Source organism: Microbulbifer pacificus (genome assembly GCF_033723955.1).
Lineage (GTDB): Bacteria > Pseudomonadota > Gammaproteobacteria > Pseudomonadales > Cellvibrionaceae > Microbulbifer > Microbulbifer pacificus.
In genome coordinates, this window is the sequence record NZ_CP137555.1 from 3,082,516 (window position 1) to 3,096,529 (window position 14,014).

Here is a 14,014-nt window from a genome sequence, read left to right on the forward strand (position 1 = left end):
GCGGAGCGATGACCGACATCAGGCAATGGCGTAAATCCGGTCAGAAGAGTGGTGCGACCGCAGAATGAACATTTCACCAGCGTCCACCGGCCAGGGGGGCGCCACTTCTCAGCAAACTGCCAGAATTGTCTGCCCCGTGGTTTTGGCGGGTGGTCTCTCCAGTCGCATGGGGCGCGACAAGGCGCTGCTAGAATTACCCAATGGGCGCACACTTCTGGCGCAGGCCAAATCCCTGTTCGACGCGCTTGACCCGCCTGCGGGAGTGGAAATGCTGCCCACCCTGGTGAGTGGCGCGCGCCCAGGTGGCGTGCCGGACCGGGTCGTGGCTGCGGGTCCATTGGGTGGGCTGCAGGCCATCGCAGATCATTTGCAGCAGTCTCAGCGCGGCTGTGAGGCCCTGCTGGTGGTTCCGGTAGACATGCCGCTGCTGAGCCCGGCGCTGCTGCGACAATTGTGCGTGGCGGGACAGGCGCTGGAGCAGGCGGTGTGCTTCGGCGATTTTTACCTGCCCTGCTGGCTGCCACTGGATCAGCGCAGCGGCAGATACCTGGAGGCTGCGGCGATGGGTAACGCCGTTGCCTCATTGCGTGCACTGTTTGGCTATCTCGGTTGTCTGCAGCTGCCGGTGCCGGAAGGCGACTGGCACCTGAACGTCAACGGGCCGCAGGATTTCGAGCGTCTGAATCTGTAGTGCGGCCTGTGTCGGCAGGCGCAGGCAAGTGGACTAGGGAGGTAGCGGTCCATGCTGAAGCGGTTGCTGGTCTGTGTCCTGCTTCTATCGATTGGAAGCTGTGGGCAGCGTCATGAACCGGTGCTCCGGCTGGCAGTGGATGCGGGTTTTCAGCCGGCCATGGAAGCCCTGCGCGCACAATTTGAAGCGGGCTGCGGCTGCCGCCTGCAGATAACGGCCGGTGCTAGCGGCCTGCTGTACGGCCAGATTCGCGCTGGCGAGCACTTCGATGTTTTCCTGTCGGCGGACAGTGCGCGTCCGGTGCTGCTGGAAAAAGCCGGCTTTATCGTTCCCTCAAGTCGCCAGGATTATGCCCGCGGTCAACTCGCACTGTGGATCAGCCGGCGCCTCTCCTCCTACAACGCTTCCGACAGCTCGCCGGGCACGGTCTCTGACGAAGCCGACGACGAAGAATCTGAACTGAGCGCACTGCTGGCAAAGCTCGCCGGCTCAGATCAGGTGCTAACACCGCGCCAGCTGATCCTGCTGTTGGGGTTGGGCAAGCACAAGCTGGTACTGGCGGACCCGCAACTGGCCCCCGACGGGGATGCCGCCGTGCGGATGCTGAAAAAACTGCGCCTGTGGCCACGCCTGCGCGGACGGGTGGTGTTTGCCGGGCACGCCGGCCATGCACAGATCCTGCTGCAGCAGGGAGCGGGCGAGATGGGACTGATTCCCTACGGGCAGGCACTGGCATCCGGTAGCAGCGGGCAGTTCATGCGTATCCCTCTTCACTTTCACCCACCGATTCACCAGCAGATGGTGATCCTGCGCAGTACTCGCGAGCGCAGCCTGGCCATACGGTTGTTGCAGTACATGCGATCGCAAGCGGTGCAGGAACGGCTGAGTGCACTCGGATTTCTCGCGGTTGAATTGCCAGAAACAGGCACTTGATGCCGGGTCATCAAAAGGCCGAAATTTAACTGACGGTTAATTCGGCTTTGCTCGAAAAGGTTTCAGATAAATCCGATTTATTTGAAACCATTAATTAGTTTTATATGTTACCTATTCCATTGTTGACTGATATCTATTTAAAAACGTCATTCTTTAATTAAACCGTTTGGAATAGTTAATTAAATATTCTTTTATATAACGGAGTGTTTGTATTTGGCGGAGAATTGGTTTTCCCGCTCGGCCAAATTGTATCGCCAGTGGGAATTGACGCAATGTCATAAAAGTCAGGTTGCGGTATTCGTTTATCGCCGTATTTACAGTCGAAAGAGCTGTTTTTCAGGCGTTTTTAATAGAATTCTATAGGGCGCCTAATAAGAATCCTCTATTTCCGTCGCCCTGTTTTATTTTCTTTAATGCATCGTCCTACCGAAAAGGTTTTAATTCCCTGGAAAATTTTTTCCCCGGGGGCGCCCGCCTTCGCTCTGTCGTCGGATGCTTCTTAACGGGAAATGAATAATCGGGAATAAATTTCAGCGGTACTCAAATTGCCCATAGAAGGGCAAGCCCGTATTCGCGGGCGATATAACAACGACGAGTAATGAACGGGAGCACAAACGGTGATTATTGCCATACCAAAGGAGACCGCGCCGGGCGAGGCGCGGGTCGCGGCAACGCCAGCGAGCGTACTGCGACTGCAATCGCTGGGTTTTGACGTTGTGATCGAACAGGGCGCCGGTGAAGCCGCCAAGTTTTCCGACGCAGATTATGAAAAAGCGGGTGCCAAAATTTGCGCCAATGCCGCCGACTGCCTGGGCCAGGCCGGCCTGGTGTTGAAGGTGCAGGCGCCCACCGATGCCGAGCTGGACCTGATCCCCAGCGGCGCCACCCTGATTTCCTTCCTGAAGCCCGCGCAGAGCGGTGAGCTGCTGCAGAAGCTGGCGGACAAGAACGTCAATGCACTGGCGGTGGAATCCATTCCGCGTATTTCCCGCGCGCAGAAAATGGATGCGCTGAGCTCCATGGCGAACATCGCCGGCTACCGCGCGGTGATCGAGGCGGCGCACGAGTTTGGCCGTTTCTTCACCGGCCAGATCACGGCCGCGGGCAAGATCCCGCCGGCCAAGGTTCTGGTGATCGGCGCCGGCGTTGCCGGTCTCTCTGCCATCGGTACCGCCAAGAGCATGGGCGCCATCGTGCGCGCCTTCGACACCCGCCCGGAAGTGCGCGAGCAGGTGGAATCCATGGGCGCGGAATTCCTCACCGTGGAGATCGAGGAAGATGGTTCCGGTACCGGCGGCTACGCCAAGCAGATGTCCAAGGAGTTCATCGACGCCGAGATGGCGCTGTTCCGCGAGCAGGCCAAGGAAGTGGACATCGTCATCACCACCGCGCTGATTCCCGGCAAGCCGGCACCGAAGCTGTGGCTGGCGGATATGGTGGACACCATGGCCGACGGTTCTGTGGTGGTGGACCTGGCCGCGGAAATGGGCGGCAACTGCGACTACACCGAAGCAGACCAGAAGGTGGTGAAGAGCGGCGTGACCATTCTCGGTTACACAAACCTGGCGAGCCGTGCGGCTACCCAGGCTTCCACCCTGTATGCCACCAACCTGTGCCACCTGCTCACGGACATGACGCCGGAAAAGAATGGCCAGATCGATATCAACTTTGACGACGAGGCGATCCGCGGTGCCACCGTGGTGAAGGAGGGCTCCATCACCTGGCCGCCACCCGCGCCGAAACTGTCCGCTGCGCCGCAGAAGCCGAAAGAGGCTGCACCGCAGATCAAGGTAGAGCCGAAGCCGGCAAAGAAAACCTCCCCGCTGTCGCTGGTGGCCTTCTGGGCGGTGGCCGGAGCGCTGCTGTTGTTGCTGGGCAAATCCGCTCCGGCGGACTTCGTCGCCCACTTCACCGTGTTTGTGCTGTCGATCTTTATCGGCTGGCAGGTGATCTGGAATGTTTCCCATGCGCTGCACACACCGCTGATGAGTGTGACCAATGCCATCTCCGGCATCGTCATCATCGGTGCGCTGCTGCAGGTGGGCGCGACCGGTTCGCTGCTGGTGACCGTAATGGCGTTTGTGGCGGTACTGTTCGCCAGTATCAACATATTCGGTGGATTCTTTGTAACCCACCGTATGCTGAAAATGTTCCGTCGATAAGGAGAAGCAGACATGAACAGCGTTATATCCATGGCTTATCTGTTCTCCGCGGTGATGTTCATCCTGAGCCTCGGCGGACTGTCCACCCACGAAACCGCGCGCCGCGGTAACTACTACGGCATGGTGGGGATGGCGGTTGCCATCATCGCCACCGTGGCCGGTATCACCGCCGGTGCCTATCTGCCCGTGGCCGTCGCCATGGGCGTGGGCGCGGTGATCGGTATTCACCTGGCGCGCAAGGTCGAGATGACCGCAATGCCGCAGCTGGTTGCCCTGCTGCACAGCTTTGTGGGCCTGGCGGCGGTACTGATCGGCTGGAGTGGTTACCTCGATCCCCGTGTGAACCTCGAAGGTGCCGCGCATATCGTGCACAACTCCGAGATCTTTATCGGTGTGTTCATCGGTGCCATCACCCTGACCGGTTCCATCGTCGCCTTCGGCAAACTGCAGGGGCTGATCTCCGGCAAACCGCTGATGCTGCCGGCGCGCCACTGGCTGAACCTGATCGCGATCCTGGTGTGCGTGCTGCTGGGTGCCTGGTTCATCCCTGCCGACGTGAGCCCCACCACCATCGTCTACCTGCTGGTGATGACCTCCATCGCGCTGCTGCTGGGTATCCACCTGATCGCGGCGATTGGCGGCGCGGACATGCCGGTGGTGATCTCCATGCTGAACAGCTACTCCGGTTGGGCTGCGGCGGCAACCGGTTTCATGCTGAGCAACGACCTGCTGATCGTGATCGGTGCGCTGGTGGGCTCGTCCGGTGCCATCCTCAGTTACATCATGTGCCGCGGCATGAACCGCTCCTTTGTCAGTGTGATCCTCGGTGGCTTCGGTTCCGACGGTGAAGTGGCTGGCGGTGAAGGGGAGTTGGAAGGCGAAGTAGTGGCCACTTCCCACGAAGAGCTGGCGGACGACCTCAATGCGGCCAACAGCATCGTGATCGTGCCCGGTTTCGGCATGGCGGTGGCCCACGCCCAGCAGGCGGTGAGTGACCTCACCGACAAGCTGCGCAAGGCCGGCAAGACCGTACGCTTCGGTATCCACCCGGTAGCGGGCCGTCTGCCCGGACACATGAACGTATTGCTGGCGGAAGCCAACGTGCCTTACGACATCGTGCTGGAGATGGAAGAGATCAACGACGATCTGCCGAAAACCGACCTGGTGCTGGTGATCGGTGCGAATGACACCGTCAACCCGGACGCGGTGGAGAAGCCCGGCTCCCCCATCGCCGGCATGCCGGTACTGGAAGTGTGGAAAGCAGGCAAGGTGGTAGTGCTGAAGCGCTCCATGGCCTCCGGTTACGCCGGCGTCGCCAACCCGCTGTTCTACAAGGAGAACTCGCGCATGCTGTTCGGCGATGCGAAGGAGAGCCTGCAGAGCGTGCTTGGCAAGCTGACGCCGGCCTGATGACGTAACTGGCGGTGGTCTTTTGATCGCCGCCGCTACCGGGTGACAACAGGGTCGCCCGGTAGCTCCCTCGGTGGTAACCTCTAGCGCTTGCGTACCAATTATAAAAAGCGCCAAACATGCAAGCCTTGTCCAAACCTTCTCTTCGTTCGTTGCAACTTTCCCTGATAGCCTCCGCGCTGTTTACCCTTAGTGCCTGTGGTGGTGGATCGTCCGGTGGTTCATCGTCGTCTGATCGCGGCCGGGGTGACAACGATGTTGTCTGGCAGCAGGGCGTATTTCAGCCGGCGGAAACCTTTGCCAATCGCTGCGAGATGCCTCGCACGGGTACCGATCCTTTTTCTGGCCGTCCTTATGCCGATGTAAAAGGCAGCACCCTGGATGAAAACAACTGGCTGCGCAGCTGGAGCAATGATCTCTATCTTTGGTACGACGAAATCGTGGATCGGAACCCGGCTGGTTTCGACACCGAAGCGTATTTCGATACCCTGAAAACCACCGAATCGACCGTGTCAGGAGCACCCAAGGACCAGTTTCATTTTCTGGTGCCGACCGATGAATGGATTGCGCAATCTCAATCGGGGATATGGGTCGGTTACGGAGTGCAGTGGGCACTGCTAAGTCCTGTGCCGCCGCGCGAAGCCGTGGTTGCCTACACCGAGCAGCAAAATGCGCTCGGATTGCCACCGCGCGGCGCGCGGATTCTGTCTATCGACGGTTACAGTATTGATGTGAATACCCAGGCCGGAGTAGATGCTCTGAACGCTGGCCTGTTTCCTTCTGCAGAAGGTGAAACACACCATTTCCGGTTCCGCTATCTCGACGGTTCCGAGCACGAGATTGCGCTCACGGCGGGTGAGGTGGTTTCCGACCCGGTGCAGTATGTCAAAGTGGTCGACGGCGCAATGGGGCGCAAAGTGGGCTACATGCTGTTCAATGATCATATCGCCACCGCTGAGAAGGAATTGGTCGACGGCGTAAACTATCTGCGCGGCCAGGGGATCGATGAGCTGGTGCTGGATTTGCGCTACAACGGCGGTGGCTATCTGGCGATTGCCAGCCAGCTTGCCTACATGATCGCCGGAGACATGGCGACGGCGGGGCGGGTGTTTGAAACACTGAAATTCAATGACAAGCACCCGGAGACCAACCCGGTTACCGGAGAGCCGTTGTTGGGCACGCCTTTTTACAATGAGACCCTGGGATTTTCCGCGGAAGGGGGGTTATTGCTGCCCACACTCGACCTCTCGCGGGTTTTCGTCCTGACCGGCCCCAATACCTGTTCCGCCAGCGAGGCGATCATCAACGGCCTGCGCGGTATTGATGTGGAAGTGGTGCAGATCGGCGAAACCACCTGTGGCAAACCCTACGGTTTTTATCCCGCGGACAATTGCGGCACCACCTACTTCAGCATCCAGTTCCAGGGGATAAACAGTAAAGGCTTTGGTGATTACGCTGACGGTTTTACGCCCGCCCCAAGCGGGGATTGGGGCGCGGAGGTGAATGGTTGCCCGGTCGGTGACGACTGGAATCATGCGCTGGGAGATGTTAATGAAGCGCGCTTCGCCACTGCGCTGAATTACATCAATAGCGGTTCCTGCAACCTGTATGGGGTGATGAGTGCGCGGGCAGCGGAGCCGGCCAGCGAACAGTCAACGGATTTTACCTTGCCCAAGGCGGTCTGGCGTGAAAACCGTATTTACGTGAGATGACGATGTGAAATGGAAACTTGCCAGGACAGTTTGCGGTGTTAGCGCATGCACGGTATTGATATCGTGCGCTTCAATTGCCGCCGCCGGGCCTGACCAGCCGGCGCTGATCGTGAATCCCGAGCCGGCGGCGATTGCCCAGTTGCAGCAGGTACTTGTCGAGGCCAACTACGGCGCTTCGGTGACGGTGGCGAAAGATGTGTTCAGCGACAGCAGTCGCCTGGCGCTGGAGCAGGGACGGCAGGTGGATGGGCCGACGCGCCCGCTGACCGGCCGTGACCTCGGCAAACCCAGAATTTTCCGGCTGGTCAAAAACAGTGGCGGCTGTTGGCTGGTCCGGGCAGAGGACGGGCAGCGCTGGCATCTGGATAAGCTGGCCTGTGTCCCCGAATAAATTGATAAGTGCTATTTGATTGAGGCCGAGCATACGGTCATCCACGTGAGGAAAGTGGATATTCCAATAAGTAAAATGTTCAGTGAGTGAAAAATGACGAGAAGTTTCAATAAATCCTGGCTTGCGGTTGTGGCGTTGCTGTGCGGCACATCGGCCATGGCAGAACCCCAGACCACGATCTTCATGGCCGGTGATTCCACTATGGCCATCAAGGAGATCAAGGACTACCCGGAAACCGGCTGGGGTGTGCCGTTTGCGGTATTTTTTGCGGACGACATCAAGGTCGACAACCGCGCGATGAACGGCCGCAGCACCCGCACCTTTATCGAGGAGGGGCGCTGGAAGGGCATCATGGATGAGGTCAAGGCCGGTGATTACGTGATCATCCAGTTCGGCCACAACGACGAGTCGGAAAGCAAAAAGGACCGCTACACGCCGCCGGCGCAGTACAAGGCGAACCTTTCCGGATTTATAAGGGATGTGCGCAAGGCCGGTGCCGAGCCCATTCTTATGTCACCCATCACCCGCCGCTACTTCGAGGGTGAGCACCAGATTCAGCACACCCATCCCTATGCACCGCTGGTGCGGGAAGTGGCGGCTAAGGAAAAGGTGGCGTTCATCGATATGGAAGTGGTCACCCGCGAGTACTTCCAGGCCATGGGCGACAGGGATAGTGCACTGCGCTTTATGCACATTGCGCCGGACCTGCACCCGAATTACCCGCTGGGGGTGCGCGATGACACCCACCTGAACCAACTGGGCGCGCGGGAAGTAGCACAGCTGGTGCTGGCGGAGCTGCGCAAGCGTGAGCACCCGCTGGCCAAGCGCCTGCGCACTCCGGACCCCAAGCACTTGGCGCTGAAATACTGAGACCGAGGACGGCCGGCAAGTCACTAGCCTGAACCAAGGTGCGGGCTGGTGGCGGATCGAGTGGAGAAGGAAGAAGAGGGCTGAGAAGGAGGAGAGGGCCGGTGCTTACGACCGGCCCGCGGGTGCCAGGGCGAAAGGATCAACGCAACAGGTTGGAGAGCTTGGCGTTGGGCTTTTCCGCCTTGCGGAAGATCAGCGCGATTTTGCCGATTTCCTGTACCAGCTCCGCGCCGCTTTGCTGACACAGCTCCGCGATCAGCTCGCGACGGACTTCACGGTCATTTACGGCCAGTTTGACCTTGATCAGCTCGTGGTCATCGAGGGCGCGATTCAGTTCTGCCGCCACCCCTTCGGTCAGGCCATTCTCGGCGACAGTGACCACGGGCTTCAGATTGTGACCGATGGTGCGCAAGGCTTTTTTACGGTCGGCGGTTAAAGGCATACAATACTCCATCCTTAAATCGCGGCAGAGGCTGCCGCTGTGGGCAGGCAGTGCAATTCCCTACATTGTTGTACATAGGTAATGTGTACAAGCGTAGAGGAACAGAGCCTGCTGTCATACGAAAGTGTGGTCAGCAGCAGCGTTGCATGTGCCCGCCTCTATCAACCCCAATCCCGGTCAGCCGCGCAGGTATTTGCGGCGGGGCCCGGATTTCAGCGATGTATTGTAACTGATGGCCCGATCAAAGAGCAGCCACCGTTGGCTGCGCGAACATTTCAACGACCCCTACGTCAAACAGTCCCAGAAGGACGGCTACCGCTCGCGGGCGTCCTACAAGCTGCAGGAGCTGAATGACAAAGACCGCCTGTTCAAGCCGGGTATGACCGTGGTGGACCTGGGCGCCGCCCCCGGCGGCTGGTCCCAGGTGGCTGCACAACTGGTGGGTCACAAAGGCCGGGTACTGGCTTCCGACATCCTGCCGATGGACGCCCTGGCCGGGGTGGACTTTGTGCAGGGAGACTTCACCGAAGAAGCGGTGTTCACCGAACTGCTGGAAAAACTGGGCGAAGAGCGTGCCGACCTTGTGATTTCCGATATGGCCCCCAATATGAGTGGGGTGCGCGCCGCAGATCAGCCCGCCGCCATGTACCTGGTGGAACTGGCGGTGGATATGGCGCGTCAGACCCTGAAGCCCGGCGGTGCCTTTGTGGCCAAGGTGTTTCAGGGGGAAGGATTTGACGAACTAATTCGCGACCTGCGCAGTCAGTACCAGTCGGTTGTCACCCGCAAGCCCGGTGCATCCCGTCCGCGCTCCCGCGAGGTCTATGTGGTGGCGCGCGGCTTCAAGGGCTGACGACTGGGACTAACGACTGGAACGTTTCCGTTTTTTTGGAGCGGGCGTCCCGATATGGTAAAAGGACTGGACGGCCGAATCCCGAGTTCGACCGCCAAACCACTCCGGTCGCGGCCCCTAGTCCGGGCCTCGTGACCAGAACGACAGATTTACGATTTTCGCCGCCTATACTGGGTGGAATGGAATTACCGGCTAAGGCAATGGCAAGAGGGCATACCCTTTGAACGATATGGCAAAGAATCTGGTGTTGTGGCTGATCATCGCGGCGGTGCTGCTGATGGTCTTCCAGAACTTCAAGCCGCAATCCAGGGACGAATCCCTCAGCTATTCCCAGTTTGTGCAGGATGTTCAGTCCGGCCAGGTGAAAAGCGTGATGGTGGATGGCCTGGTGATCACCGGAGAAAAAGCCGATGGCAGCCGCTTCAAGACCATTCAGCCACAGATCATCGACGACGAACTCACCAATGAAATGGTGCGCGGCGGTGTGCAGTTCAATGGCCGTGAGCCGGAATCCCCCAGTATCTGGCAGCAGCTGCTGGTGGCCAGCTTCCCGATCCTGATCATTATTGCCGTATTCATGTTCTTCATGCGCCAGATGCAGGGCGGTGCCGGCGGTCGCTCCGGCCCCATGGCCTTCGGCAAGAGCAAGGCGCGCCTTCTTGGTGAAGACCAGATCAAGACCACTTTCGCCGATGTGGCGGGTGTGGATGAAGCCAAGGAAGACGTGCAGGAGCTGGTGGAGTTCCTGCGCGACCCGTCCAAATTCCAGCGCCTCGGCGGTGCCATTCCCCGCGGTGTGCTGATGGCGGGCCCTCCCGGTACCGGCAAGACCCTGCTGGCCAAAGCCATTGCCGGCGAGGCCAAGGTGCCGTTCTTCTCCATTTCCGGTTCCGACTTCGTGGAAATGTTCGTGGGCGTGGGCGCATCCCGCGTGCGCGACATGTTCGAGCAGGCCAAGAAGCAGGCGCCGTGCATCATCTTTATCGATGAGATCGACGCCGTTGGCCGTCACCGCGGTGCCGGTGTCGGCGGCGGTCACGACGAGCGCGAACAGACCCTGAACCAGCTGCTGGTGGAAATGGACGGCTTTGAAGGTAACGAGGGCGTGATCGTCATCGCCGCCACCAACCGTCCGGACGTGCTCGACTCCGCGCTGCTGCGCCCGGGCCGTTTCGACCGCCAGGTCTTTGTCGGCCTGCCGGATATCCGCGGCCGCGAACAGATCCTGAAGGTACACATGCGCAAGGTGCCGCTGGACGAGCGCGTCGACCCGCAGACCATTGCCCGCGGAACCCCCGGCTTCTCCGGTGCCGACCTAGCCAACCTGGTGAACGAAGCCGCGCTGTTCGCCGCCCGCGCCAACAAACGCATGGTCACCATGGACGAGTTCGAGCGCGCCCGCGACAAAATCATGATGGGCGCCGAGCGCAAATCCATGGTGATGAACGAGAAGGAAAAGACCAATACCGCATACCACGAGGCCGGTCATGCGATTATCGGTCGCCTGGTGCCGGAGCACGATCCGGTGCACAAGGTCACCATCATTCCCCGCGGCCGTGCGCTGGGTGTTACCCAGTTCCTGCCGGAAGAGGACAAGTACAGCCTGTCCAAGCGCGCACTGGAATCCCAGCTGTGCTCTCTGTTTGGCGGCCGTATCGCGGAAGAGATGACCCTGGGGCTCGATGGAGTCACCACCGGTGCCTCCAACGATATCGAGCGCGCTACCGATATCGCGCGCAACATGGTGACCAAGTGGGGGCTGTCGGAGAAGCTCGGCCCGCTGCACTACGGTGAGGACGACAGCGGCCAGCCGGGACATGGCAACCCCATTTCCGGCAAGACCTCGAACGAGATCGACGAGGAGGTCCGCCGCATCATCGACACCTGCTATTCCCGCGCGAAAAAGCTGCTGGAAGACAACCGGGATATTCTCGAGGCGATGAAAGACGCGCTGATAGAATACGAGACCCTAGATGCCGAGCAGGTGGATGACCTGATGGTCCGCCGCAAGGTACGCCCACCGCGGGACTGGCACGACAGTGATTACACCGGTGGCGGCTCCGCCGACGACCTGAAGGAAAGCGAGACCAAGCCCAAAGACGGCGACAACCCCGTCGGTGGCCCGGTCAACGGCCACTAAGCGGTACCGTCAAGAGTGCTTTCCGGTGTGAATTCACACCGGTCAAAAACGGGCCTCCGGGCCCGTTTTGCATTGTTCCGGTCTAGCTACTACACAGCGAATAATTGGCGCAATTGCGCCCCGGCCACGTTTATCGACCTGACCTTATGAAGTTGAACTGCGGCAAGCACACCCTCGATCTCGATCGCCCCCAGGTGATGGGGATTCTGAATACCACCCCGGACTCCTTTTCCGATGGCGGCAGTTACTACGCCGACGGCGGGCTCAACCTGGATCTGGTTTTGCGCCGCGCGCAGCAGGTCCTGGAAGAGGGCGGCACCATCGTGGATATCGGTGGGGAGTCCACCCGTCCCGGCGCGGCCGTGGTTAGCGAGCAGCAGGAGCTGGATCGCGTAGTGCCGGCGGTGGAGGCCATCAGCCAGCGCTTCGATCTGGTGATTTCCGTAGACACCAGCACCCCGGCGGTTATACGGGAATCTGCTGCCGCCGGTGCGGGCCTGATTAACGATGTGCGAGCACTCACTCGCACGGGGGCGCTGGAGGCGGCGGCCGCTACCGGCTTGCCGGTATGTGTCATGCATATGCAGGGGGAACCCGGCACCATGCAGGCGAGCCCGGAATACGCAGATGTGGTGGGCGAAGTGCGGGCCTACCTCGATGCGCGTCTCGCCGCCTGCGAGGCTGCGGGCATTCCCCGCGAAAAGGTGATCTACGATCCGGGTTTTGGGTTTGGCAAAAACGACGAACATAACCTTGAATTACTGCGGCGCCTGCCAGAGTTGGCGCCACGCGACCTGCCGCTGCTGGTGGGACTATCGCGCAAATCCATGATCGGCCGTCTGCTGGACCGCGGTGTGGACGAGCGCCTGCCGGGCAGCCTGGCACTGGCCATGCTGTCGGCGCAGCGCGGCGCGCACATCATCCGTGTGCACGATGTGGCGGCGACGGTGGATGTGCTGAAATTACAACAACTGGTGGACCGCGCCTGATTGCGACAGTCCGCGGCAATTAGATTGGGCAAACTGTTGGGCGCCCAACAAATAACAATGAGAGTTAAACGATGACAAGAAGATACTTCGGCACAGACGGTATTCGCGGCCAGGTGGGTGAGGGAGCGATCACTCCGGATTTCATGCTGCGCCTGGGCTTTGCCGCCGGCAAGGTGCTCGGCGCCAACCGCCAGGGCAAGGGCCGCAGCCGCATCCTGATCGGCAAGGACACCCGGGTATCCGGCTATATGTTTGAGGCCGCCCTCGAGGCGGGGCTGATCAACGCCGGTGTCGACGTCGGCCTGCTGGGGCCCATGCCGACCCCGGCCATCGCCTATCTCACCCGCACCTTCCACGCCCAGGCGGGGATCGTTATCAGCGCGTCACACAACCCCTATCAGGACAACGGCATCAAATTCTTCAGCTCTGATGGCAGCAAACTGCCGGACGCGGTGGAGCAGGATATCGAGGCAGCACTCGACCAGCCCATGGAAACAGCGAGTGATCTCGGCAAGGCGTGGCGTATCGACGATGCCGTAGGTCGCTATATCGAGTTCTGCAAGGCCAGCACCCCCTGGCGCTATTCCCTGCAGGGGCTCCATATCGTGCTCGACTGCGCCAACGGTGCCACCTACCACATTGCGCCAAAGGTCTTCCGCGAGCTGGGTGCTGAGGTGCACGCCATCGGCATCCAGCCGGACGGTCTAAACATCAACCTGGAATGCGGCTCCACCAAGCCCCAGCAGCTGCAAAAGGCAGTAGTGGAGCGCGGTGCCGATCTGGGCATCGCGTTTGACGGTGACGGCGACCGCGTCATGTTCGTCGATCGCCACGGCAACCTGATCGACGGCGACCAGTTGCTGTTTATCATCGCCATCCACCGCCAGCAGTTCCTCGGCGGTTGCAGTGGCGTGGTCGGTACCCTGATGAGCAACTACGGGTTCGAGCTGGCACTGAAAGAGCGCAAGATTCCCTTCGCCCGCGCCAAGGTGGGCGATCGCTACGTACTGGAAATGATGTACAAAAACGGCTGGACCCTCGGTGGCGAGTCCTCCGGGCATATCGTCTGCACCGATGTCACCACCACCGGGGACGGCATCATCTCCGCGCTGCAGGTACTGCGCGCGGTGAGCGACTTCGGGGAATCCCTGGACCAGCTCAGCCAGAAGATGCAGATGCTGCCGCAACACATGATCAACGTGCGTCTCGCCAGCCGCGATGGTGTGCTGGAACACGATGATGTGCAGGCCGCGGTAGCCCAGGCAGAGTCCACCCTCGCCAACAATGGCCGCGTGCTGTTGCGCCCTTCTGGCACCGAGCCGTTGATCCGGGTCATGGTCGAGGGCAAAGACGGCGCATTGGTGGCGCAGCTGGCTGGGGAAATTGCCAGTGTCGTCGAGCGGGTGGGTAACGCCTGAGCG

The 14,014-nt window shown here is 60.2% G+C and carries 12 protein-coding genes; 11 read left to right on the forward strand and 1 reads right to left on the reverse strand.

The window, feature by feature from the left end; translation table 11 throughout:
* Positions 1-64 precede the first annotated feature (64 nt).
* The 7 genes from mobA (at position 65) to R5R33_RS13250 (ending at position 8,169) form a co-directional block, all read left to right on the forward strand.
* Positions 65-691, forward strand: coding sequence for a molybdenum cofactor guanylyltransferase (gene mobA / locus R5R33_RS13220; RefSeq protein ID WP_318953171.1), 627 nt, complete (start codon positions 65-67; stop codon positions 689-691).
* Positions 692-742: 51 nt separating this feature from the next.
* Positions 743-1,624 (forward strand): substrate-binding domain-containing protein, encoded by an 882-nt coding sequence (locus R5R33_RS13225; protein ID WP_318953172.1) that lies wholly within the window; start codon positions 743-745, stop codon positions 1,622-1,624.
* 617 nt (positions 1,625-2,241) lie between these two features.
* A complete protein-coding gene (locus tag R5R33_RS13230; protein WP_318953173.1) occupies positions 2,242-3,786 on the forward strand; it encodes a Re/Si-specific NAD(P)(+) transhydrogenase subunit alpha in 1,545 nt (514 codons plus the stop codon).
* Positions 3,787-3,798: 12 nt separating this feature from the next.
* Positions 3,799-5,196, forward strand: a complete 1,398-nt coding sequence (gene pntB / locus R5R33_RS13235; RefSeq protein WP_318953174.1) for a Re/Si-specific NAD(P)(+) transhydrogenase subunit beta — start codon at positions 3,799-3,801, stop codon at positions 5,194-5,196.
* 119 nt (positions 5,197-5,315) lie between these two features.
* Positions 5,316-6,908, forward strand: a complete 1,593-nt coding sequence (locus R5R33_RS13240; RefSeq protein WP_318953175.1) for a S41 family peptidase — start codon at positions 5,316-5,318, stop codon at positions 6,906-6,908.
* Between the two features lie 109 nt (positions 6,909-7,017).
* A complete protein-coding gene (locus tag R5R33_RS13245) occupies positions 7,018-7,299 on the forward strand; it encodes a hypothetical protein (protein WP_318953176.1) in 282 nt (93 codons plus the stop codon).
* Positions 7,300-7,392: 93 nt separating this feature from the next.
* On the forward strand, positions 7,393-8,169 hold the full coding sequence (locus R5R33_RS13250) for a rhamnogalacturonan acetylesterase (RefSeq protein ID WP_318953177.1): 777 nt from the start codon (positions 7,393-7,395) through the stop codon (positions 8,167-8,169).
* Positions 8,170-8,308: 139 nt separating this feature from the next.
* Here the strand turns inward: R5R33_RS13250 and yhbY are convergent, their stop codons facing one another.
* Positions 8,309-8,611 (reverse strand): ribosome assembly RNA-binding protein YhbY, encoded by a 303-nt coding sequence (yhbY, locus tag R5R33_RS13255; RefSeq protein ID WP_318953178.1) that lies wholly within the window; start codon positions 8,609-8,611, stop codon positions 8,309-8,311.
* Between the two features lie 232 nt (positions 8,612-8,843).
* Between yhbY and rlmE the strand changes: the two genes are divergently transcribed.
* From rlmE to glmM, 4 genes are all read left to right on the forward strand, one after another.
* Positions 8,844-9,464 carry a 23S rRNA (uridine(2552)-2'-O)-methyltransferase RlmE gene (rlmE, locus tag R5R33_RS13260; RefSeq protein ID WP_318953179.1) on the forward strand — a complete coding sequence of 207 codons (621 nt, stop codon included), beginning with the start codon at positions 8,844-8,846 and terminating at the stop codon, positions 9,462-9,464.
* 229 nt (positions 9,465-9,693) lie between these two features.
* The gene (ftsH, locus tag R5R33_RS13265; protein ID WP_318955739.1) at positions 9,694-11,604 is read left to right on the forward strand and encodes an ATP-dependent zinc metalloprotease FtsH; all 1,911 of its coding nucleotides are present in this window, start codon (positions 9,694-9,696) and stop codon (positions 11,602-11,604) included.
* Between the two features lie 146 nt (positions 11,605-11,750).
* Entirely contained in the window at positions 11,751-12,593 is an 843-nt protein-coding gene (gene folP / locus R5R33_RS13270; RefSeq protein WP_318953180.1) for a dihydropteroate synthase, read from the forward strand.
* A gap of 71 nt (positions 12,594-12,664) precedes the next feature.
* Positions 12,665-14,011: a phosphoglucosamine mutase gene (gene glmM / locus R5R33_RS13275; protein ID WP_318953181.1), complete on the forward strand. Its 1,347-nt coding sequence runs from the start codon at positions 12,665-12,667 to the stop codon at positions 14,009-14,011.
* Positions 14,012-14,014 lie beyond the last annotated feature (3 nt).